The following is a 21,260-nucleotide window of genomic DNA, read 5'->3' on the forward strand; positions in this document are numbered from 1 at the left end:
GTATAGATGCCGGGGAACGCGTCGAAGGAATTGAGATAAATCCAGGGGGGAGGCGAATCACCCTCTTCCCGGGCGGGAAGAGGGCAGTGAACACTCAGGAGACGTGCTGCAAGAATTCCTGCAAGCGCGGGCTCGGCGGGTTCTCGATAAGCGTCTGCGGGTTGCCGTCTTCGGCAATGCGACCTTTATCGATGAAGATCAGACGAGAGGCGACTTTCTCGGCAAAGCCGATTTCGTGCGTCACGATAACCATCGTCATCCCTTCTTCGGCCAGGTCCTGCATCACTTTCAGCACTTCATGGCGCAGTTCGGGGTCAAGCGCGGAGGTCGGCTCATCAAACAGCATCATCTTCGGTTTTACCGCCAGCGCGCGGGCGATAGCCACACGCTGCTGCTGGCCGCCGGACAACTCTGACGGGTAGTGATGCGCACGCTCAGCGAGGCCCACTTTTGCCAGCAGCTCTTTTGCCAGTTTCTCGGCTTCGTCCTTTTTCGCCCCGCGTACGCGCAGCGGACCAAACATGACGTTTTCCAGCGCGGTCAGATGTGGGAACAGATAGAACTGCTGGAACACCATACCTGCTTCCTGGCGAATCAGGCGCTCGTCCACTTTCGGGTCGTTCACTTTCAGGCCATCAACAATCAACTCGCCGGCGGTAATCTCTTCCAGCTTGTTGATGCAGCGCAGCAGGGTGGATTTACCGGATCCCGATGGCCCAATAATGACCACGACTTCGCCCTGAGTAATGTTCAGGTCGATGTTATGCAGCACCTGGGTTTGACCAAAGTGCTTGGAGACGTTTTTAAATTCAATCACAGGATTTTCATCCTTCTTTCAAGACGACGCAGAATAAAGCTCAGTACCAGAGTAATGATCAGATAGACAACGGCAACGGCGCTCCAGATTTCCAGAGCGCGGAAGTTGCCGGCGATGATCTCCTGGCCCTGACGGGTCAGTTCGGCGACGCCGATAACAATAAACAGAGAGGTGTCTTTGATGCTGATGATCCATTGGTTACCCAGCGGTGGCAGCATACGACGCAGCGCCAGTGGCAGGATAACGTGGCGGATGGTTTCGCCCTTAGACAGCCCCAGTGCCAGGCCCGCTTCACGAAAACCTTTGTGAATGGACAGCACCGCACCGCGGGTGATTTCTGCGATGTAAGCGCCCGAGTTAATCATGATGGTGACAACGGCGGCGCTAAAGGGGTCGATACGCAAATCGTTGAATGCCATTGGCAGGGCGAAGTAGATAAACATCACCTGAACAACGATCGGGGTACCGCGAATAATCTCAATGAAAACGAGTGCGATGTGGTTGGCGATCCAGCCGCCAAAGGTGCGTGCGAAACCTGCCGCCAGTCCAATAATCAGGCCGCCAACTAAGCCGAGGACCGAGATCCAAAGCGTCATTTTTGCGCCTTCAATCAGAAGCGGAATGGCAGGCCAGATGGCACTCCAGTCAAACTGCATGATGAATTCCTGTAAACCGTGGTGGAAATGTACAAACACCCATAGTGCCGGTTTCCCGGCCTACGGGTTATAAGTCTGCTTACGTAGTCCCGGTAAGCTTAGCGCTTGCGGGCGATTCTACCGTACAGAACAAATTATTATTTAGGCTCGGTACCGAACCATTTTTTATAGATTTCGTTGTAAGTACCGTTATCGCGCAGCGTTTTCAGTGCGCCGTTCACTTTTTCGCGCAGCTCATCGCTACCTTTCGGGAATGCGATACCGTACTGCTGTGCTTCCAGTGAATCACCTACCGCTTTGAACTGGCCATTGCCAGCGGTTTTGATGAAGTACAGGATGTTCGGGGTATCGTGCAGAACAGCGTCAGCACGGTTGGTGCCCAGTTCCATATATGCGTTGTCGATGTTCGGGAACTGACGCAGGTCTTTGGTTTTGATGTTCGCTTTCGCGTAATCAACAGAACCGGTGCCGCTCTTCACTGCAACCACTTTGCCGTCGAGATCTTTGACGCTTTTCACGTCGTTGTTGTTGGCTTTAACCATCACTATCAGGCCGCTTTTGTAGTAGCCATCGGAGAATTCAACTGCTTTTTTACGTTCTTCGGTGATGGTGATACCGGCCAGCGCCAGGTCAACGTTTTTAGTTTGCAGAGCCGGGATGATGCCGCTGAAATCCATCGGTTTCAGGTCGTAATCCAGTTTCAGTTCTTTCGCGATAGCGGCCCACAGATCAACGTCGAAACCGACGTACTTGTCACCCTGCTTGAATTCGAACGGAACGAACGCGGTGTCGGTCGCGACAACCAGTTTGTTTGCAGCCTGGGAAGAAACAGCAAAAGCGAGAGCGAGTGTAGCCAGGGAAAGTTTGAATACAGACTTCATAGTTTTTCCTTTTATATCCACGGGGCGATCCCCTGCGAGAACGTACGCAGTATGAAAAAATCATGCCAGGTTTACAACCTGTTGTTTTGTAAAGAGGCGATCTTCTGGATTTACACAATAAACGAAGCGCGACAGGTGTGATGCACCACTTTAGGGCTTCATATTGGTGCGTGAAGATCTTTTGCACAGAGAACGGTGTTATTTAGCGCAAGAAAACGCCATTAAACAATCTTTTCTTAACGGTTTTGTGACGTGATGATAACGCGCTGGTGGGGTTTCAGGCGGAAAACAGAAAAGTAATGCACCATAAATGTGCAAACCCCTTTGCCGGGTGGCAAAGGGGTCATCTTAGGTACTTATATCAGTACGTCAGGATTATTCGATGTTGGACTCGATAAACCACAGGAATTTATCCAGGTCGCGGGAAGCGGCGGTGAAGATATCTGCGGTGTCTTCATCTTTTGCTTCGCCGATGGCTTTACGTACATCGTTCGCCACGATGGCATAACGGTCAGCCAGTTCTTTCAGGTGATCCTGTACGCTGTGGATATCCAGCGGGTAGCTTTTCAACGCGGTTTTGCTGTTGATGACCTGCGTGGTGCCCAGTGCAACACCACCCAATTGCACGGCACGTTCTGCCATGGTATCCAGGTGATCGATCAGTGCGGTACGGAAGCCGTCGAGCATCTCGTGGACGGCGATGAAGTTAGCACCGCGCATATTCCAGTGGGCCTGTTTAGTAATCAGTGACAGGTCAATGAGCTGGATCACCTGGCGATTGAGCAACTCGATCGTCGCTTTTTTGTCGCTGTCTGATACATCGTTGCGGGTATAAAGCAGATTAGACGCTTTCGTTTTAACCAGTTTAGCGGTACTCATAATCTCATATCCTCTTGATGTTTGTGTCCCAGGTAATTACTGGAACTAAGTATAGCACCTGATTTTTGACTGATGTTTCGAATATACCTATCGGTTCAATAGTAACGACAAACAAGAAAATAACAATCACTGAAAACGGCGAGAATAATAATTATTTCAAAGTGTACGTGTAGCGTAAGAAATTAATAAGACAGAGGAATGTGAGTGTAAGTATATATGCTGAAGTGTGAGTATTTATAGCATTAAGGTATGTGCTATTGACATTGATGATTATTCAGCATGGCGTGTAAATCATACTGAATAATAATTATTATCCTATATCAATTTTCTCAATTTTCACTTCCCGGCGTAACGTCATGGTTGAGCCTATCGAGGCCACCACGATGCACATTAAGGCGGCAATTTGTTGAAGCATCAGCGTTTCACTTAAGAAGATCATACCGGACACCGCCGCCAGCGCAGGCTCCATACTCATCAGCGTGCCAAAGGTACGTGTAGGCAACCGGGTAAGCGCAATCATTTCCAGTGAGTAGGGCAGGGCGGTGGATAATATGGCGACGGCGATACCCAGCGGCAGTACAGACCACTGCCATAATAATCCGCCGGACTGGATTGTTCCTAAAGGGACAAAAACCAGCGCGGCTATTAACGAACCCAGTGCTACCGTTGCCGGGCCATGTTCTTCCCCGGCCTTATGGCCTGAAATAATATAAACCGCCCAGCATGCACCTGCGCCCAGTGCATATGCCGCACCGGTTAAATCCACATGGGAAACATTGTCACCGAGCGGTAATAAATACCACAGGCCAATAACGGCCAGAATAACCCACACAAAATCAATGGCGCGACGGGATCCAAAAAGCGCAACGGAAAGGGGGCCGACGAATTCCAGTGCCACCGCTATACCCAGCGGTATCGTCTGGATCGAGAGATAAAACATATAGTTCATCGCACCAAGCGACAAACCATACGCCAGCAGCGGCAGGCGCTGTTCGCGAGTAAAACGCAGACGCCAGGGCTTAAAAACCACCACCAGAATCAACGTGCCCAGCGCTAGACGCAGCGCCGTCATACCGGGTGCCCCCACGATGGGGAATAACGATTTCGCCAGTGATGCCCCGCCCTGGATAGAGCACATCGCAACCAGCAACACCACAACCGATAACCACACCGGCACTTTACGAGACGACCCAGGCATCCTTTCTCCCGTCAAATTATGTCAATCAAAGTAAAACTTGCAGTCTACTTGAATTAGCCCCGGCTGGTTGAGACTTTGTTGAAAAACAGCGGCGAAATATGCGTAAAATAGATGACATCTGATGGTTAATTAACCTGTCTGATTAGGAATAATCTGGATGAACATACCGGGAGTGAACCTTCATAATGGTATGTTGTGTGGAAAAACGACCGTTTAATGAAAGAGTTAGTAAGCAGGTGAAATGTTCTGTTACATGAAAGGTCTCTTTAGACATCGTTTAGCCCAAAGAGTTTCTTAACAATTTTTGATATATTTAAAACTTAGGATTTACTTGAAGCACATTTGAGGTGGTTATGAAAAAAATTGCATGTCTTTCAGCACTGGCCGCTGTACTGGCCGTATCCGTAGGTTCTGCTTCTGCTGCAACTTCTACCGTTACCGGTGGTTATGCTCAGAGCGATGCGCAGGGCGTGGCGAACAAAGCAAGCGGTTTCAACTTGAAATATCGCTACGAGCAGGACAACAGCCCGCTGGGTGTTATCGGTTCCTTCACGTACACTGAAAAAGATCGTACTGAAGATGGCGCTTACAACAAAGGCCAGTACTATGGCATCACTGCAGGTCCGGCTTACCGTCTGAACGACTGGGCAAGCATCTACGGTGTTGTGGGTGTTGGCTACGGTAAATTCCAGCAGACTGTTGATGTGGCTAAAACCGCAGACACCAGCGACTACGGCTTCTCCTACGGCGCAGGTCTGCAGTTCAACCCGATCGAAAACGTTGCTCTGGACTTCTCCTACGAGCAGTCTCGCATTCGTAGCGTTGACGTTGGCACCTGGATCGCAGGTGTCGGCTACCGTTTCTAATTCGGCTAGCAATAAAAAATCCGCCTCAAGGGGCGGGTTTTTTTTACCTGTTATCCAGAAAACCGGTTAGCGGCGGGTATCGAAAATATCTGTCGCCAGGCGGTTGTAGTCAATTTTCTGTAACTTAAAGTTGGTAATGTAGACTTGCCCGGCCTTTTGCTCGGACATGAACGGGTACGCATTTTGAATCTCTTTGGTGGTAATCCCCGTCCACTGCGAGAAGAAGCTCAGGAAATCGTTCGCTGAACGGCGCGCTTTAATCTCCCGATGCTTAGTGTCATCGCTCGACAGCACCATAAACGGCACCTGGAAGTTTTGTTTAAACAGGTCGTCGTGCGCCAGATACTGCACATCCTTACCGCGCTCTCTGAATGTCAGACCATGGTCAGAGAAGTAAACCATCGAGAAACTGTCATTCGTGGCCACCAGCTGTGAATAGAGTTTACCCAGCAGCTCATCCGTTGACGTAATGGAGTAGAGGTAGCACGAGGTCTCTTTGGACTGCACGAACTCACTGTATTTACCGCCGGAGCGCTCGCAGGTTGAAGGGTGTGAGCCCATCAGGTGCAACACAATCAGCTGCGGCTGGTTGCGTTTAGTGGTCAGTACCTGGTTGGTCAGCTTGAGCAAATCGTCATCACGGGTGTTTTTATCCGCTTCGAAATCGCCGCTTTTCAGGAACTGCACTTCATCCGCACGCTTAGCGATACTGGCAATTGCGGTGTCATACTCGCCGATCTGCCCCTGGTTGGAGAACCACCAGGTCTGGAAGCCCGCGCGGTTGGCGAGGGTGACAAAGCTATCCTGATACTGCGGATTATCATCCACAACGCGGTTCAGCGTCAGGCCCAGGGATTTCTGCGTCGAGCCGCTGGCAGAGATGTAATCCATAAAGAAGGTGCCATTGGCCTGGCTTTCGAACGGGGTGTTGTTCCAGTGGCCGCCAAATGCCCCCACCGCGTCACGACGCACGCTTTCGCCAATTACCACCACATAGGTGTGATATTTCGGCTTAACGCCAAGGATGGTCCAGGTGTCTTTCATGCTGGCAAGCTGCGCCATGTTTTCCTGTTCTTTCACCACTTCGTAGTTGTTCACCACCACATCGCGTACGAAGCGCAGCACCGGAACGCCGGTATCAATCAGCTTGAACTCAAAGCCACGGAAGTGGTTTTGCAGCGGGCCGATAAAATAGGACGCGACGCAGAACACCACGCCAAGCGTATCCCATTTCAGCCACGGGACAGACGGCTGAGTCACCCGGCGACGCAGTGACACAATCCCCAGTGCAAAGATAAACGCGCCAATGGCGTAGTGGTACCACGGGAAAATGGTCAGAATCTCCGTCGACTCTTCCATATTGGTCGAGTGTAGGGCCAGCAGGGTATTAAAGTTCGGCGCGCCATAAGCCTGGCCAAACGGGAAATAGCTGGCGGCAATCAGTGACGTAATACCAATGACCACTTTTTGCGCCCGCGGGGCATGTCGCCACAGCACGCAAAGCGCGCAGGTAAAGACGACGGCGTACAACACACTAAATTCATAACCAAGAGCAAAATTAATCAACATTGACTGGAGAAAGTAGAAACCTGTCCACGGATTGATCGTCTGGCTGCGGAAGGCAACGGATTCTTTAAGGATTATGCTCATAGATTACTTCGCGAAAACGCCATGTGCTCACCCTGGCGAAAGGGTCAAAACCTGCCGAACAGTGCGTGGAGAGGGGGAGTGGTCCACTTCTGCGAGCCGCAATTTGTGCAGGGCTGCGCAAAGATAAAGTTAGCCGTGCAGAAGGTCAACACCTGCTACCGTGTCGTTTTGGGAGGTCGGTTGCAAATCAAACAAATAAGTGGAAATTATGGGTGGCGAACCAATTATAACTGGGGATTGTGACGGAAAAATGAAGCGGCGTACCGCGACGCCGCATTAATGGGATGACTTTTCGTCTTTCTGTGGCTTGCCGCAAAACATATCGCACAACATATTGAGCAGCAGCAGACGTACTTTAAACGGGGAGTGAGTAAACACGCTCATGCACCTCTGAAATTCGTTCATATTGACCTCCTTACTGACTTGTTCGATCCCGACCATCCATGAAGGGGTGAACGTATTACATACAGATATAGCACAGGCTATATTGTATAGCTATGGCTAATACGTTAATTTTTTGTGCTAGTTCACGGATGGTTTACAATGTGCCTTCTCTTATATGATGCGGGTATCGCGTCACACCTCAGAGGAAGCACAATGAATCGTCGCGCAGGTAAGCCAACAATAAAAAAAGTGACGCTGGTAAATGTTGAAGAGCATGTCGAAGGTTTTCGTCAGGTCCGCGAAGCGCATCGTCGCGAGCTGATTGACGATTATGTTGAGTTGATTTCAGATTTGATCCGCGAAGTGGGCGAAGCCCGCCAGGTGGATATGGCAGCGCGGCTTGGAGTTTCCCAACCCACGGTCGCCAAAATGCTAAAACGGCTGGCTACAGTTGGGCTCATTGAGCAGATTCCCTGGCGCGGTGTTTTTTTAACGCCGGAAGGGGAGAAACTCGCTCAGGCCAGCCGCGAACGTCATCAAATAGTGGAAAGCTTTTTACTGGTACTGGGCGTCAGCCCGGATATAGCCCGCCGTGACGCGGAAGGTATGGAACACCACGTCAGTGAAGAAACGCTCGAGCGTTTTCGTCAGTTCACCTTGCAACAAGGGTTGCCGCCTGAATGAGCCTGCCGTTCTTTCGCGCGTTGCTGCGCGATCGCTTCTTACATCTGCTGCTGATTATTGGTTTTGGTCTCTGTTTTGCCGTTCCGTTTGCACCCGCCGCCTGGCCGGGTGCGATTGACTGGCACACCATTATTACTCTCAGCGGTTTGATGCTACTGACCAAGGGTGTGGAACTGAGCGGTTATTTTGATGTGCTGGGACGCCGCATGGTACGGCGTTTTCGCACCGAGCGGCGGCTGGCCATGTTTATGGTGCTGGCGGCGGCGCTGCTTTCAACTTTCCTGACCAACGATGTGGCGCTGTTTATCGTGGTGCCACTGACTATCAGTTTGAAAAAGCTGTGCGAAATCCCGGTCAATCGGCTGATCATTTTTGAGGCGCTGGCGGTGAACGCTGGTTCTTTGCTCACCCCGATCGGCAACCCACAAAATATCCTGATGTGGGGCCGCTCTGGAATGTCATTCCTCGCCTTTATCTGGCAGATGACGCCGCTGGCGCTGGCAATGATGGCGACGTTGCTGGTGCTGTGCTGGTTCTGTTTTCCCAACAAAACGCTCAACTACCACAGCGGGGCCAAAAGTCCGGACTGGCAACCCAAACTGGTCTGGAGCTGCCTCGGTTTTTACCTTGTCTTTATTACGGCGCTGGAACTCAAGCAGGAGCTGTGGGGACTGGCGTTGGTGGCCGTCGGCTTTTTAGTGCTCGCCCGCCGCGTGGTGCTGAGCGTCGACTGGACGCTGCTGCTGGTGTTTATCGCCATGTTTATCGATGTGCATTTGCTGATTCAACTGCCCGCACTGCATCACCTTCTGACCGGCACCAGCCAGCTTTCACCGTCAGGTTTATGGCTGACGGCCATTGGTCTGTCGCAGTTTATCAGCAACGTGCCTGCCACCATTTTACTGCTCAATTATGTGCCGCCGGACACGCTGCTGGCCTGGGCGGTCAACGTAGGTGGCTTCGGTCTGCTGCCGGGTTCGCTGGCGAATTTGATTGCGCTGCGTATGGCGAACGACCGCCGTATCTGGTGGCGCTTCCATCTCTATTCCCTTCCCATGCTGCTGTGGGCGGCGCTCGTCGGCTACGGATTATTCCTGGTCAGATAGTGCTGATTTGTCAGTTTATCCTGGCAAATGTATAGCAACCGCCTAAGTTTAGTGAACGGCGTAACTGTGACGCCGTTCACTGACAGGACTGTTGCGAACTATGGCAGAAAATTCGACCGCCCCTGAGAACGGGCTGGAAACGCAAACGGAAGAGACGCAAACTCGCAAGCGCCCCGGCAAGAAACCCCTTATCATCCTCGGTATTGTGGTGATTGTGATGGTTGTCGTTGCGCTGGTGTGGTGGTTGCTCACCCGCAATGAAGAGACAACGGACGATGCGTTTACCGACGGTGATGCGGTCACCATTGCGCCGAAAGTGGCGGGCTACGTCACTGAACTGCGCGTCAACGATAACCAGCAGGTGAAGAAGGGTGACCTGCTGGTGCTTATCGATCCTCGTGATGCCATGGCCCAACGCGATCAGGCCCTGGCGCAGCTCGGGCTGGCGACGGCTCAGCTCCACCAGGCGCAGGCGCAGCTGGATCTGTCGAAAGTACAATATCCGGCTCAGCGCGATGAAGCGCGGGCGCAGGTGCTGAAAGCGCAGGCGGATTTAGCCAACGCCCAGGCTGCTTATAAACGCCAGCGCGGCGTCGATCCCCGCGCCACCACGCAGCAAAATATCGACAGCGCCAACGCGCAGCTACGCAGTGCGCAGGCACAGTTGGCAAGCGCCCAGGCGCAACTCGAAGTGGCGGATCAGGTGCAGTTGCAGATTCGCCAGCAGGAGACCAGCGTCGAGGCCCGCCAGCGCCAGGTTGAGCAGGCAAAAGCGCAGCTGGAAACCGCCGAGCTGAATCTCTCCTGGACCGAGGTTCGCGCCCCGTTCGATGGCTTCGTCACCAAACGCAATGTGCAAACCGGCACCCTGGTGCAGGCGGGCACGGCGCTGTTTTCGCTGGTCTCGCCGCAAATCTGGGTGACGGCGAATTTTAAAGAGTCACAGCTTGAACGCATGAAACCCGGCAACAAGGTGAGCCTCAAAGTGGACGCGTACCCGAACCTTGAACTTGAAGGGCACATCGACAGCATCCAGCAGGGGAGTGGTTCGAAGTTTTCTGCCTTCCCGTCTGAAAATGCCACCGGCAACTTCGTCAAAATCGTCCAGCGCGTGCCGGTGAAAATCGTTATCGATAAAGGGCTGGATGCGAACCGTCCGCTGCCGCTCGGCCTGTCCGTTGAGCCGAAGGTCACGCTGGAATGACCGACGTTAGTCACGAAAACTGGCGACCGGCCAGTAATCCGTGGGCCGTTGCCTGGGTGGTGACGCTGGCGGTGTTTATGGAGATCCTTGACACCACCATCGTCAACGTGGCGCTGCCGCACGTCGCCGGGTCACTCTCCGCCAGTTACGACGAATCGACCTGGGTATTAACCAGCTATCTGGTGGCCAACGGCATCGTGCTGCCTATCTCCGCCTTCCTGAGCCGCGTCTTTGGCCGCAAACAGTTTTTCCTGATTTGCATCGTGATGTTTACCATCTGCTCCTTCCTGTGCGGCATCGCCACTGAGCTGTGGCAAATCATTCTGTTTCGCGTGTTGCAGGGCTTTTTCGGCGGTGGCCTGCAGCCCACGCAGCAGTCGGTGCTGCTGGATTACTTCAAACCGGAGGATCGCGGCAAGGCGTTTGGCCTCTCCTCGATTGCAATCATTGTTGCGCCGGTGATGGGGCCGACTCTGGGCGGTTGGATCACCGATAACTACTCCTGGCGCTGGGTCTTTTTTATCAATATTCCGGTGGGGATCGTCACGGTGCTGGCCATCTATCAACTGCTGGAAGACCCGCCGTGGGAGCGCAAGTCGGATAAGAAATTAACCATCGACTGGCCGGGGATTGGTCTTATCGCGCTCGGGCTCGGTTGTCTGCAGGTGATGCTGGACCGGGGCGAGGATGAGGACTGGTTCTCCTCTGATTTTACCCGTATCTTTGCCGTGCTAACGGCGGTCGGTATTGTCGGGGCGATTTACTGGCTGCTGTATGCCAAAAAGCCGGTGGTCGATTTGCGCTGCATGGCGGATAAAAACTTTGCCATTTCCAGCCTGTTAATGGCCGGCATGGCGATGATTCTTTATGGCAGCTCGGTGGTGATCCCACAGTTGGCGCAGCAGGATCTGGGCTACACCGCCACCTGGTCGGGGCTGGTGCTGTCGCCGGGGGCGGTACTTATCGTGTTGACCATCCCGCTGGTGCTCAAGCTGATGCCCATCGTGCAAACGCGATGGCTTATCGCTTTTGGCTTTTTCTGCCTCGCTGCCTCGTTCTGGTGGTCGCGAACACTGACTCCGAACATCGATTTTGAAACCCTGATGCTGTTTCGCAGCGCGCAATCGATAGGGCTGGGTTTCCTGTTCGTGCCGCTGACCACCATTGCCTTTATTAGCATTCCGCGCCAGCTCAATGCCGATGCGGCCGCGCTGTTCACCATGTTCCGTAACGTGGCGGGATCGGTGGGGATTTCGCTCTCCACGGCGGCGATTACTGAACGCGCGCAGGCGCACAGCGCGCATCTGGCGTATCACATGTCGCCGCTGAACGAACCCTTCCAGCAGGCGGTGCGTGAATCGGCGGACGCGATTCGTAACTTCACCTCACTGGCGGGCGACCCGATGAACACGGCGATGGGGCAGATGTACAAAACCATGATTGAGCAGTCGCGCTTTCTCGCCTACATCGATGTGTTCACGCTGCTGAGCGTGGTTGCACTGTTATTGATTCCTTTTTGTTTACTGCTTTCGCCCATTAAGAGCGAAGGCAGCGCAGGAGCACATTAATATGTCCAGGCGTGGTCTCTCTTTGATGATGGTGTCGCTCTTACTGGCCGGCTGTGCAGTCGGGCCGGATTACCAGCAGCCGTCGCCGCAAACCCCGACGCACTGGAACGATCCGGGCGATAAAACCGTGGCCTCGCAAACCGTGTCGCAGGCGGTGAACACCCGCTGGTGGACGACGTTCCAGTCACCGCAACTGAATAGCCTGATTGAGCGGGCCATCGCCGGGAACCTCTCGCTACAGCAAACGGTGCTGCGTATCGCGGGGGCGCGCGAGCAGATTAATCAGGCGGGTGGGGCCTATCTCCCGGCGGTTAACGGCAGCGTTAAAGCCACGCGTCAGCAGTTGGGGCTGGACGGGGAGCTGAAATCCCACGATGTGTACGGCCAACTGGATAATGTTGACCCGCAAATCGCCGGGGCGCTCGGGGCATTAACCCAGCCGGTGAACCTCTATCAGGGCAGCTTCGACGCCCAGTGGGAACTGGACTTGTGGGGCAAAGTGCGCCGCCAGGTCGAAGGGGCGCAGGCGCAGCAGCAAAAGGCAATTGAGCAGCGTAACGATGCGCTGGTGTCGCTGGAAGCCGAAGTGGCGCGCGCATGGCTGCAGCTGCGTGGCGCGCAGAGCGTTATCACCACCCTGAAAACGCAAATCGACACGGCGCAGCAGACCTTTGAGCTGACGGACAACCGCCAGCGCGGCGGACTATCGCCGCAGATGGATGTGGAAAATGCCCGTGCCCAGGTGGGCAGCCTGGAAGCGCAGCTGCCGCAGTATCAGGCCCAGGAACGGCAGGCGATGAATGCGCTGGCGATTTTACTGGGCAAGCCGCCAGGGGCACTGGACCATGAACTCAGCGATGTTCAGCCGTTGCCCAAGCTGCCTGCGCTGGTGTCGACCGGTATCCCGTCGACGCTGGCCCGCAGGCGCCCGGATATTCGCGAGGCAGAAGCTTCATTGCACGCCGCAACGGCAGACATTGGCGTCTCGGTGGTGCAGCTTTTCCCGAGCCTGACGCTGAGTGGGCAGTTTGGCCTGCGTAACAGTGAAACCGACTGGCTCACCGACTGGAGCAGCCATTTCTACAGCGTGGGTCCGCAAATTTCGATTCCGATTTTTCAGGGCGGGCGGCTGGTCTCCAGTGTGAAACTGGCCCGCGCGCAGCAAGGGGCGGCGGTGCTGAACTATCGCCAGACGGTGCTGGAAGCGCTGGGGGATGTGGAGAATGCGCTGATCAGCTATCGCGCCGATCAGCAGCGCGAAGCCGGGCTGGATAAAACCCTCGATGCGTTGCATAACGCTTTTACCCTGGCCAGCGACAGTTATCGGCAAGGCATTGCCAGCTTTATTGATGTGCTCGATGCTCAACGTCAGCTGGCACAGGCGGAGCAGCAGCGCGCGCAGGCGCGGGTGCAGAGCAGCCTGGATTTAGTGGCGTTGTACAAAGCGCTCGGCGGCGGCTGGGAGCCTTATCAGCAGGTGCGTTTGCCGGAGTATTCCGTCTTTGGTGATGCCCCGCGTGGATAAGGTTTAGAGGATTGGGCAAGAAATAGACAGGATCACCACATTCCAGCACACGCCGTATTGCGTATAACTATCTGCGTCAACCAACAGTGTGAGGAGACGCCAAATGCGTTATCAAAAACTGGGCAATACCGGTCTGTTTGTGTCTGAGTTGTGCCTTGGCACCATGACGTTTGGTGGTGAAGGCGGCATGTGGGGCAAAATTGGGCAGCTGGATCAGGCGCAAGCCGATAAGCTGGTCGGCAGCGCGCTGGACGCGGGCATTAACTTTATCGACACCGCGAACGTCTATTCCGAAGGCCGTTCTGAGCACATCACCGGCCAGGCGCTGAAAAATCTTAACGTGCCGCGTGAAAATGTGGTGGTGGCGACCAAGGTGTTCGGTGAAACCGGCACGGCGGGCGTGAATTCACGCGGCAGTTCTCGTTATCACATCATTGGCAGCGTGAAAGAGAGTCTGAAACGGATGCAGCTCGATCATATCGATCTCTATCAGCTGCACGGCTTTGACCCGGCGACTCCGATGGAAGAGATGCTCTACGCGTTGGATAACCTTGTGCAGCATGGGCATGTCCGCTACATCGGCGTTTCCAACTGGGCGGCATGGCAAATCGCCAAAGCGCTGGGTATCTCCGAACGTCTGGGTCTGGCGCGTTTTGCCTCGTTGCAGGCCTACTACACCATCGCCGGGCGTGACCTGGAGCGCGAACTGGTGCCGATGCTGCAAAGTGAAAACGTCGGGCTGATGGTCTGGAGCCCGCTGGCAGGTGGCCTGCTGAGCGGGAAATACAGCCGCGATGGTAAAGGCGAAGAGGGTAGCCGTCGCCTGGAGTTTGATTTCCCGCCGGTGAACAAAGACAGCGCGTTTGACTGCATCGACGTGATGCGTGCCATCGCCGAGGTGAAAGGGGTCTCTGTTGCACAGATAGCCCTTGCCTGGCTGCTGCATCAGCCGGTGGTGAGCAGCGTGATCATCGGCGCTAAACGCCCGGATCAGCTGGATGACAATATCGCCGCGACCCATATCCGTTTAACGGAAGAAGAGCTGCGCCAGCTTGATGCAGTGAGCGCCTTGCCGCTTGAATATCCCGGCTGGATGCTGGAACGCCAAGGCGAATACCGCCGTAATCAGTTAGCCCATAAATAACCCCGCGTTGTGATCCTTCCCCGGCGGCCTTTCGCTGACCGGGGATTTTCCCTGCCTGCCTAATTTCTCAATCCCGCTCACAAAAACGATCCTTTCCTTTTGCCTGACTTTTCACCTTTGACTATATGACTTGTCATATATTTTAAATGACTAGTCATATGATGAGGGAGATGTCCAGATGAGTAAAACGCTGCCGTCAGGCTTTTTATGGGGAAATTCCGTTTCCAGTATGCAGACCGAAGGAGCCTGGAACGAGGGAGGAAAAGGGCCATCGGTGTACGATATCCGCGAAGCCAGCGAGTTTGCCTCCGACTGGAAAGTAGCGACGGATTCGTATCATCGGTATCAGGAAGACTTTGATTACATGCGCGATTTAGGCATGAACTGCTACCGCTTCCAGATATCCTGGAGCCGCGTCTGCCCGGACGGTGATGGGGCATTCAACGAGGAAGGTATCGCCTTCTACGACCGCTTTATCAACGATCTGCTCGCCCGCGGCATTGCGCCGATGATCTGCCTGTACCATTTCGACATGCCGCTGGCGCTGGCGGAAAAATACAACGGTTTCACCGATCGCCACGTGATGGATGCGTTTGTCCGCTACGGGCAGAAGATGATGGATTGCTTTGGCGATCGCGTGACCTGGTGGCTGACGTTCAACGAGCAGAATATCTACCATATGCCGGAAGCATTCCGGGTCGGTGGCTACCTGCGCGGTGACAAAACGCTGCGCGAGCTGTATCAAATTCAGCACCACGTGATGATGGCCCACGTGCAGCTCACTCAGTATCTGCATGAGACCAAACCCGGCAAACTGATGGGTGGCATGCTGGCGCATCAGTTGGTCTATCCGGCCACCTGCAAACCGCGCGATATCTTCTGCGCGCAACAATACGATGAGTTCCTCAACCAGAATCTTCTGCGCGTATTTGCCGGGCAGGGCTACAGTCCGGCGGTGATGGCGGTCGTTGAGCGTGAAGGCTTTGGCGATATCTATCGCGCGGATGACCTGGCGCTGATTGCGCGAGTGAAAAGCGACTATATGGCGTTTAGCTATTACGCCAGCAAAACGCTGGACAGCGATGCCATCGCCGCGGATGTGCCGGTGAACTATTACCTGCAACAGGGCGATGTGCCTAACCCGTTCCTGCAAGCCACCGAATGGAACTGGCAGATAGACCCCCTCGGTTTTCGCACCATTATTACCCGCTACTACAACGACTGGCGCTTGCCTGTCTTCCCCATTGAAAACGGGATCGGCGTGATTGAAACCTGGGATGGGGTAAATCCGGTAGATGACGCCTACCGCATTGCCTATCACCGGGATCATTTGCAGGCGATGAAAGACGCCATGTTTGAAGACGGTGCGCAGGTGGTGGGTTATCTCGGCTGGGGGCTTATCGACATTCTGAGCTCGCAGGGCGATATGCGTAAGCGCTATGGCGTGGTGTACGTTAATCGCGAAAACCATGACCTTAAAGATCTCAAACGCGTACCGAAACGGAGCTATGCCTGGTTCAAACAGGTGATTCACAGTAACGGTCGCGAACTGTAATCGCCAGCGTACCGCTTGATGCCGAACGAAGGGAGACCATGATGTCTGAAACAAGAACGACAGCGAACATGCAGTCTTTTGTCGATAAGTTCGTCGATTTTTCCGCCCGCCTGGCCAACCAGGTTCACCTGCGTTCCTTAAGGGACGCGTTTGCCGCCGTGATGCCGATTTTTATCCTTGCCGGCCTGGCGGTTTTGGTCAACAACGTGGTGTTCCCGTGGATCCTGGAGGGCGAGACGTTAGTGCGCTTCAAGGTTTGGGGGGAAGCGGTCATCAACGGTACGTTGAATATTGCAGCACTGTTGATTGCGCCCATGACCGCCTGGTCACTGGCGCGCAATCGCAACTTCGATAACCCGGTTTCGGCGGTGGTTATCGCGCTCTCCAGCTACATTATGATGATGCCGATGCATCTGGATGTGGTGCCGGACGGGGCGAAAGCGGCCGTCACCGTCAGCCAGATACTCTCGTTTGCAAATATTGGCTCCACCGGGATTTTCGCCGGGGTGATTATCGGCCTGCTGTCGACGGAGCTGTTTATCCGCATCGCCAGAATCGAAAAGCTGAATATTTCGCTCGGTGAAAATGTGCCGCCGGCGGTGGGGAAATCCTTCTCTGCACTGATTCCGACCATCATTACCCTGTCGAGTTTTGCGATCGTCGCGGCGCTACTGGCGAACTTACTGCATACGGATTTGATCCACCTGATCACCACGCTTATCCAGCAGCCGCTGCGGCTGATCAACACCAGCCTGCCGGGGACTATCTTTATTTATAGCTTCGGCAACTTCCTGTTTACGCTGGGGATTCATCAGTCGGTGGTGAACGGGGTAATTCTGGAACCCTTCCTGCTTATTAACACCAATGAGAACATGCTGGCCTTTGCCAACGGACAGCCGATCCCGCACATCATCAACAATATCTTTGTCCCCACCTTCGGCATGATTGGCGGTACGGGCAGCACGATCTCGCTGTTGCTGGCGATTTTCATTTTCTCGCGGCAGAAATCGGCGAAACAGGTGGCGCGGCTGTCGATTTCACCGGGCCTGTTTAACATTAACGAGCCGGTTATCTTCGGCTTGCCGATCGTCTTTAACCTGCCGCTGATGATCCCCTTTGTTCTGCTGCCGGCCATAGGTATTTACTTCGCCTGGCTGTGTACCACGCTGGGATGGATGTCGCGCTGCGTGGTGATGATCCCGTGGACGACACCGCCAATTTTAAGCGCCTGGCTGGCGACGGCGGGGGACTGGCGAGCGGTGGTGGTTCAGTTGATAATCATCATCTTTGGTGTATTCTTCTACCTGCCTTTCCTCAAAATAGCCGAGAGAGTGGCCTTAAGAAACAACGGGATAGTCGAATAATAAGAAGGAAAGGTCATGGCGTCGAAATACATTTCTATTGCGCGCGAAATCAAAGCGCGGATCCTGAGCCAGCAGTATCCGGCCAGCGACCCCTTGCCTGACCAGTTTGCCCTTGCTGCGGAATTTAACACCAGTCGTATGACCATCCAGCAGGCGATGCGCCAGCTGATTGTCGAAGGGCTGGTCTACACCCGCAAAGGGCTGGGCACCTTTGTGCGCAAGAACTTTATGCAGCTTTCCCGCTGGGATTTACCGGGCAGCGACTATTATGGCGCAACCAAGACCTGGGAACATGTCGGTCAGGTCACCAGTAAAATCATCAAATTCGAACTGCGTTTCCCTACGGAAAAAGAGCAGGACTCACTGCTGCTTGGTCCCGACGAGCCAGTCTATGACTTTAACCGGTTACGCCTGCTGGAAGGGGAGCCGATGTCGCTGGAATTTACCCTTATGCCGGTAAATCTGGTGCCGGGACTAAACCGCGGGCACCTGGAAAGTTCGGTATTTCGCTATGTGCAGGACGATCTGGCGCTCAAAATTATGGGCTCTTATCGCATTGTGCGCGCCCTGAAACCTGGCGTTGAGGACAGGCAGTATCTGAACTGCGACGAGACGGACCCGGTGATGGAAGTGGAGCAGGTGATTTATCTGGAGGACGGCACGCCGCTGGAGTATGCCCATTGCCACTACCGCTACGATCATGGTGGCATCATTGTGGTGAATAACGGATAACCAGTACGCAATTGCATAGCCATCTGGAACTGGTGCGGTTTGTAGGCCGGATAAGGCGCTTGCGCCGTCATCCAGCAAAAGAACGCGGCATAACGGATGAAAAAAGCGGGCTTAAAGCCCGCTTTTTTCATGCTTGCGCAATGATCAATTCAGACGAACCGGCATACCGGAACGGTTCTGCACTGCCTGGTCGACGATGTTCTGGTCAACGTCAGACTGGCCAGTCACGCTCTGAATGCTTTTGGTCAGAGAGATCGGCACGATTTCGCCGCCGTTGAACTGGGCGTCGGTGGTAGACAGCGGGTTGTGAACTTCGATGTAACGGCTGCCATCCGGTTCGGTAGTGGCTTTTACCGGCTCATCAATAAACTGTACGCGGGTACCAACCGGCACGTTCTGGAACAGGAATTTGATGTCATCATTACGCAGACGCACACAGCCGTGGCTTACACGCAGACCGATACCGAAGTTGGCGTTGGTGCCGTGAATAGCATACAGGCGGCCAATGTACAGTGCGTACAGACCCATCGGGTTATCCGGACCTGCCGGAACCACTGGCGGCAGCGGTTGGCCTGCGGCAGCGTATTCAGCGTGCATTTTCGCTGTCGGGGTCCAGGTCGGGCCGGCTTTCTTACGTTCTACTTTGGTGGTCCAGGCAATCGGGGTGTCTTTACCCAGCTGGCCGATACCGATCGGCAGAACGCTAACGGTTTTGGTCCCTGCCGGGTAATAGTACAGACGCATTTCGGCGCTGTTGATAACGATACCTTCATGAACGGTATCCGGCAGAATCAGCTGCTGAGGCACGTTCATCACCGTGCCGCCTTTCGGCAGATAGGCGTCGATACCCGGGTTCGCTTCCAGCATGTTGGACAGACCCATCTGGTATTGTGCGGCAAAATACTCCAGCGGCTGGGTGTTGTTTTCAGGAATAGTCACGACCTGGTTCTGACCGATCACTCGGCTACCATCAGTCGGAAGCGGATACGTTACAGCAGACGCGGTTTTGCAAAAGCCGACGACGGCAAACGCCGCCGCTAAAAGCGTTGTTAATTTCATATTCATGTTGTGCGAGATTCGTGCCACAGGCCGTTAGGTTGATGGTTCTTGCTATAGATGGGAGCGCATTATATGTGCATTCCCGCGCACAGGGAATTGAGATGTGTACGAAATCACACTTTTTTCCCTTTGGTTTCATTTTAGCCCTTCGTTTCCGGACAGGAATCTAATTCGGAATTGTGGCATAATCGGGTGTTTGTCACACATTTCAGGATACTTCCGTGTTAGTCACCAGCAACGTCACCATGCAGTTCGGCAGCAAGCCGCTGTTTGAAAACATTTCCGTCAAATTTGGCGGCGGCAACCGTTACGGCCTGATCGGCGCCAACGGGAGCGGTAAATCCACCTTTATGAAAATCCTCGGCGGTGATTTAGAGCCGACCCTGGGGAACGTTTCTCTCGATCCGAACGAACGCATCGGTAAGCTGCGTCAGGATCAGTTTGCTTTTGAAGAGTTCACCGTCCTCGATACCGTGATCATGGGTCACGGCGAACTGTGGGAAGTGAAGCAAGAGCGTGACCGCATCTACGGTCTGGCCGAAATGAGCGAAGAAGACGGTTACAAAGTGGCCGACCTCGAAACGCAATACGGCGAGATGGATGGTTACTCTGCCGAAGCCCGCGCTGGCGAACTGCTGCTCGGCGTCGGGATCCCAGTTGAGCAACATTACGGCCCGATGAGCGAAGTGGCACCTGGCTGGAAACTGCGTGTGCTTCTGGCACAGGCGTTGTTCTCCAATCCGGACATCCTGCTGCTCGATGAACCAACGAACAACCTGGACATCGATACCATTCGCTGGCTGGAGCAGGTGCTGAACGAACGTAACAGCACCATGATCATCATTTCGCACGACCGTCACTTCCTGAACATGGTCTGCACCCATATGGCGGACCTGGATTACGGTGAGATGCGCGTGTATGCCGGTAACTACGACGAATACATGACGGCGGCAACCCAGGCGCGCGAGCGTCTGCTGGCGGATAACGCCAAGAAGAAAGCGCAGATTGCTGACCTGCAGTCGTTTGTTAGCCGCTTTAGCGCCAACGCCTCCAAGTCTCGCCAGGCAACGTCTCGTGCGCGCCAGATTGATAAAATCAAACTGGATGAGGTGAAAGCCTCCAGCCGTCAGAACCCGTTCATTCGCTTCGAACAGGACAAGAAACTGTTCCGTAACGCGCTGGAAGTGAAAGCCCTCGCTAAAGGCTTTGATGAAGGCCCGCTGTTTAAAGGCGTTAATCTGCTGCTGGAAGTGGGTGAGAAGCTCGCTATCCTTGGCGCGAACGGTGTGGGTAAATCCACCATGCTGAAAACGCTGGTGGGTGAACTGGAAGCGGATAAAGGCACCGTGAAGTGGTCCGAAAACGCGCAGATCGGTTATTACGCGCAGGACCACGAGTACGAGTTCGAAAACGACCTCACCGTGTTCGACTGGATGAGCCAGTGGAAACAAGAGGGCGATGACGAGCAGGCGGTGCGCAGTATTCTGGGGCGTCTGCTGTTCAGCCAGGACGATATCAAAAAGCCTGCGAAGGTGCTGTCCGGTGGTGAAAAAGGCCGCATGCTGTTCGGCAAGCTGATGATGGAAAAACCGAATATTCTGGTGATGGACGAACCAACCAACCACCTGGATATGGAATCGATCGAGTCGCTGAACATGGCGCTGGAGATGTATCAGGGCACCCTGATTTTCGTCTCTCACGACCGTGAGTTTGTCAGCTCGCTGGCGACCCGCGTGATTGAGATTACGCCGGAGCGCGTGGTGGACTTCACCGGGAACTATGAAGATTATCTGCGCAGTAAAGGCATCGATAACTAATTTCCCGTCGTCTTTCACGCTACAGATGCGTTGGCTGCACCTGCTCACCCTGGTCACTTACTCATGTAAGCTCCCGGGGATTCTCAGGTTTGCCGCCTTCCTGTAACGAGAAATACTTAGGGAAATAGGTCAGGTTCCTTTTCCCTCTCCCTGTGGGAGAGGGTTAGGGTG

General features: G+C 54.1%; 19 protein-coding genes. 11 read left to right on the forward strand and 8 right to left on the reverse strand.

Annotated features, from left to right (window positions below; genetic code table 11):
* Window positions 1–94: 94 nt before the first annotated feature.
* The 5 genes from glnQ to rhtA form a co-directional block, all read right to left on the reverse strand.
* Window positions 95–817 carry a glutamine ABC transporter ATP-binding protein GlnQ gene (gene glnQ, locus ACSZPU_RS04060; RefSeq protein WP_498995740.1) on the reverse strand — a complete coding sequence of 241 codons (723 nt, stop codon included), beginning with the start codon at window positions 815–817 and terminating at the stop codon, window positions 95–97.
* Complete coding sequence (glnP, locus tag ACSZPU_RS04065) at window positions 814–1,473, reverse strand: glutamine ABC transporter permease GlnP (protein WP_498995742.1); 660 nt, start codon at window positions 1,471–1,473, stop codon at window positions 814–816. Before glnP ends, glnQ begins: the two co-directional genes overlap by 4 nt.
* A 137-nt stretch (window positions 1,474–1,610) precedes the next feature.
* Complete coding sequence (gene glnH, locus ACSZPU_RS04070) at window positions 1,611–2,354, reverse strand: glutamine ABC transporter substrate-binding protein GlnH (protein ID WP_498995744.1); 744 nt, start codon at window positions 2,352–2,354, stop codon at window positions 1,611–1,613.
* A gap of 375 nt (window positions 2,355–2,729) precedes the next feature.
* Complete coding sequence (gene dps / locus ACSZPU_RS04075) at window positions 2,730–3,233, reverse strand: DNA starvation/stationary phase protection protein Dps (RefSeq protein ID WP_498995747.1); 504 nt, start codon at window positions 3,231–3,233, stop codon at window positions 2,730–2,732.
* A gap of 310 nt (window positions 3,234–3,543) precedes the next feature.
* A complete protein-coding gene (gene rhtA / locus ACSZPU_RS04080) occupies window positions 3,544–4,431 on the reverse strand; it encodes a threonine/homoserine exporter RhtA (protein WP_498995750.1) in 888 nt (295 codons plus the stop codon).
* Window positions 4,432–4,784: 353 nt separating this feature from the next.
* On the opposite strand from rhtA, the gene ompX reads away from it, so the two are divergent.
* The gene (ompX, locus tag ACSZPU_RS04085; RefSeq protein WP_498995751.1) at window positions 4,785–5,297 is read left to right on the forward strand and encodes an outer membrane protein OmpX; all 513 of its coding nucleotides are present in this window, start codon (window positions 4,785–4,787) and stop codon (window positions 5,295–5,297) included.
* Window positions 5,298–5,363: 66 nt separating this feature from the next.
* On the opposite strand, the gene ACSZPU_RS04090 is transcribed toward ompX, so the two are convergent.
* Both ACSZPU_RS04090 and mntS read right to left on the reverse strand, forming a co-directional pair.
* Window positions 5,364–6,947 carry a phosphoethanolamine transferase gene (locus ACSZPU_RS04090; protein WP_498995753.1) on the reverse strand — a complete coding sequence of 528 codons (1,584 nt, stop codon included), beginning with the start codon at window positions 6,945–6,947 and terminating at the stop codon, window positions 5,364–5,366.
* A gap of 276 nt (window positions 6,948–7,223) precedes the next feature.
* Window positions 7,224–7,352 carry a manganase accumulation protein MntS gene (gene mntS / locus ACSZPU_RS04095; RefSeq protein ID WP_498995754.1) on the reverse strand — a complete coding sequence of 43 codons (129 nt, stop codon included), beginning with the start codon at window positions 7,350–7,352 and terminating at the stop codon, window positions 7,224–7,226.
* A gap of 192 nt (window positions 7,353–7,544) precedes the next feature.
* On the opposite strand from mntS, the gene mntR reads away from it, so the two are divergent.
* The 9 genes from mntR (at window position 7,545) to ACSZPU_RS04140 (ending at window position 18,213) form a co-directional block, all read left to right on the forward strand.
* Window positions 7,545–8,015, forward strand: a complete 471-nt coding sequence (gene mntR, locus ACSZPU_RS04100) for a manganese-binding transcriptional regulator MntR (RefSeq protein ID WP_498995756.1) — start codon at window positions 7,545–7,547, stop codon at window positions 8,013–8,015.
* On the forward strand, window positions 8,012–9,121 hold the full coding sequence (locus ACSZPU_RS04105) for an anion transporter (protein ID WP_498995759.1): 1,110 nt from the start codon (window positions 8,012–8,014) through the stop codon (window positions 9,119–9,121). The genes mntR and ACSZPU_RS04105 overlap by 4 nt, the downstream gene beginning before the upstream one ends.
* 100 nt (window positions 9,122–9,221) lie before the next feature.
* Window positions 9,222–10,325: an HlyD family secretion protein gene (locus ACSZPU_RS04110; RefSeq protein ID WP_498995761.1), complete on the forward strand. Its 1,104-nt coding sequence runs from the start codon at window positions 9,222–9,224 to the stop codon at window positions 10,323–10,325.
* A complete protein-coding gene (locus tag ACSZPU_RS04115) occupies window positions 10,322–11,893 on the forward strand; it encodes a DHA2 family efflux MFS transporter permease subunit (RefSeq protein WP_498995763.1) in 1,572 nt (523 codons plus the stop codon). Before ACSZPU_RS04110 ends, ACSZPU_RS04115 begins: the two co-directional genes overlap by 4 nt.
* Before the next feature lies 1 nt (window position 11,894).
* A complete protein-coding gene (locus ACSZPU_RS04120; protein ID WP_498995765.1) occupies window positions 11,895–13,418 on the forward strand; it encodes an efflux transporter outer membrane subunit in 1,524 nt (507 codons plus the stop codon).
* A 103-nt stretch (window positions 13,419–13,521) separates the two neighbouring features.
* Window positions 13,522–14,562 carry an aldo/keto reductase gene (locus tag ACSZPU_RS04125; RefSeq protein WP_498995766.1) on the forward strand — a complete coding sequence of 347 codons (1,041 nt, stop codon included), beginning with the start codon at window positions 13,522–13,524 and terminating at the stop codon, window positions 14,560–14,562.
* 178 nt (window positions 14,563–14,740) lie between these two features.
* Window positions 14,741–16,117: a glycoside hydrolase family 1 protein gene (locus ACSZPU_RS04130; protein WP_498995768.1), complete on the forward strand. Its 1,377-nt coding sequence runs from the start codon at window positions 14,741–14,743 to the stop codon at window positions 16,115–16,117.
* Between the two features lie 41 nt (window positions 16,118–16,158).
* The gene (locus ACSZPU_RS04135; protein ID WP_498995788.1) at window positions 16,159–17,481 is read left to right on the forward strand and encodes a PTS sugar transporter subunit IIC; all 1,323 of its coding nucleotides are present in this window, start codon (window positions 16,159–16,161) and stop codon (window positions 17,479–17,481) included.
* Window positions 17,482–17,496: 15 nt separating this feature from the next.
* Window positions 17,497–18,213 carry a GntR family transcriptional regulator gene (locus ACSZPU_RS04140; protein WP_498995769.1) on the forward strand — a complete coding sequence of 239 codons (717 nt, stop codon included), beginning with the start codon at window positions 17,497–17,499 and terminating at the stop codon, window positions 18,211–18,213.
* A gap of 144 nt (window positions 18,214–18,357) precedes the next feature.
* On the opposite strand, the gene ldtB is transcribed toward ACSZPU_RS04140, so the two are convergent.
* Window positions 18,358–19,278, reverse strand: coding sequence for a L,D-transpeptidase (gene ldtB, locus ACSZPU_RS04145; protein WP_498995771.1), 921 nt, complete (start codon window positions 19,276–19,278; stop codon window positions 18,358–18,360).
* Window positions 19,279–19,493: 215 nt separating this feature from the next.
* On the opposite strand from ldtB, the gene ACSZPU_RS04150 reads away from it, so the two are divergent.
* Complete coding sequence (locus ACSZPU_RS04150) at window positions 19,494–21,089, forward strand: ABC-F family ATPase (RefSeq protein WP_498995773.1); 1,596 nt, start codon at window positions 19,494–19,496, stop codon at window positions 21,087–21,089.
* The last annotated feature ends 171 nt before the right edge of the window (window positions 21,090–21,260 follow it).

It is taken from the genome of Phytobacter sp. V69 (assembly GCF_965644215.1).
In the GTDB taxonomy this organism is placed as follows: domain Bacteria; phylum Pseudomonadota; class Gammaproteobacteria; order Enterobacterales; family Enterobacteriaceae; genus Phytobacter.

Coding starts and splice junctions, on each gene's coding strand:
- ompX (WP_498995751.1), top strand. CDS start 4,785: ATGAAAAAAATTGCATGTCTTTCAGCACTGGCCGCTGTACTGGCCGTA.
- ACSZPU_RS04135 (WP_498995788.1), top strand. CDS start 16,159: ATGTCTGAAACAAGAACGACAGCGAACATGCAGTCTTTTGTCGATAAG.
- ACSZPU_RS04140 (WP_498995769.1), top strand. CDS start 17,497: ATGGCGTCGAAATACATTTCTATTGCGCGCGAAATCAAAGCGCGGATC.
- glnH (WP_498995744.1), bottom strand. CDS start 2,354: ATGAAGTCTGTATTCAAACTTTCCCTGGCTACACTCGCTCTCGCTTTT.
- ACSZPU_RS04110 (WP_498995761.1), top strand. CDS start 9,222: ATGGCAGAAAATTCGACCGCCCCTGAGAACGGGCTGGAAACGCAAACG.
- ACSZPU_RS04120 (WP_498995765.1), top strand. CDS start 11,895: ATGTCCAGGCGTGGTCTCTCTTTGATGATGGTGTCGCTCTTACTGGCC.
- glnP (WP_498995742.1), bottom strand. CDS start 1,473: ATGCAGTTTGACTGGAGTGCCATCTGGCCTGCCATTCCGCTTCTGATT.
- ACSZPU_RS04090 (WP_498995753.1), bottom strand. CDS start 6,947: ATGAGCATAATCCTTAAAGAATCCGTTGCCTTCCGCAGCCAGACGATC.
- ACSZPU_RS04130 (WP_498995768.1), top strand. CDS start 14,741: ATGAGTAAAACGCTGCCGTCAGGCTTTTTATGGGGAAATTCCGTTTCC.
- mntS (WP_498995754.1), bottom strand. CDS start 7,352: ATGAACGAATTTCAGAGGTGCATGAGCGTGTTTACTCACTCCCCGTTT.
- ldtB (WP_498995771.1), bottom strand. CDS start 19,278: ATGAATATGAAATTAACAACGCTTTTAGCGGCGGCGTTTGCCGTCGTC.
- mntR (WP_498995756.1), top strand. CDS start 7,545: ATGAATCGTCGCGCAGGTAAGCCAACAATAAAAAAAGTGACGCTGGTA.
- rhtA (WP_498995750.1), bottom strand. CDS start 4,431: ATGCCTGGGTCGTCTCGTAAAGTGCCGGTGTGGTTATCGGTTGTGGTG.
- ACSZPU_RS04115 (WP_498995763.1), top strand. CDS start 10,322: ATGACCGACGTTAGTCACGAAAACTGGCGACCGGCCAGTAATCCGTGG.
- ACSZPU_RS04105 (WP_498995759.1), top strand. CDS start 8,012: ATGAGCCTGCCGTTCTTTCGCGCGTTGCTGCGCGATCGCTTCTTACAT.
- dps (WP_498995747.1), bottom strand. CDS start 3,233: ATGAGTACCGCTAAACTGGTTAAAACGAAAGCGTCTAATCTGCTTTAT.
- ACSZPU_RS04125 (WP_498995766.1), top strand. CDS start 13,522: ATGCGTTATCAAAAACTGGGCAATACCGGTCTGTTTGTGTCTGAGTTG.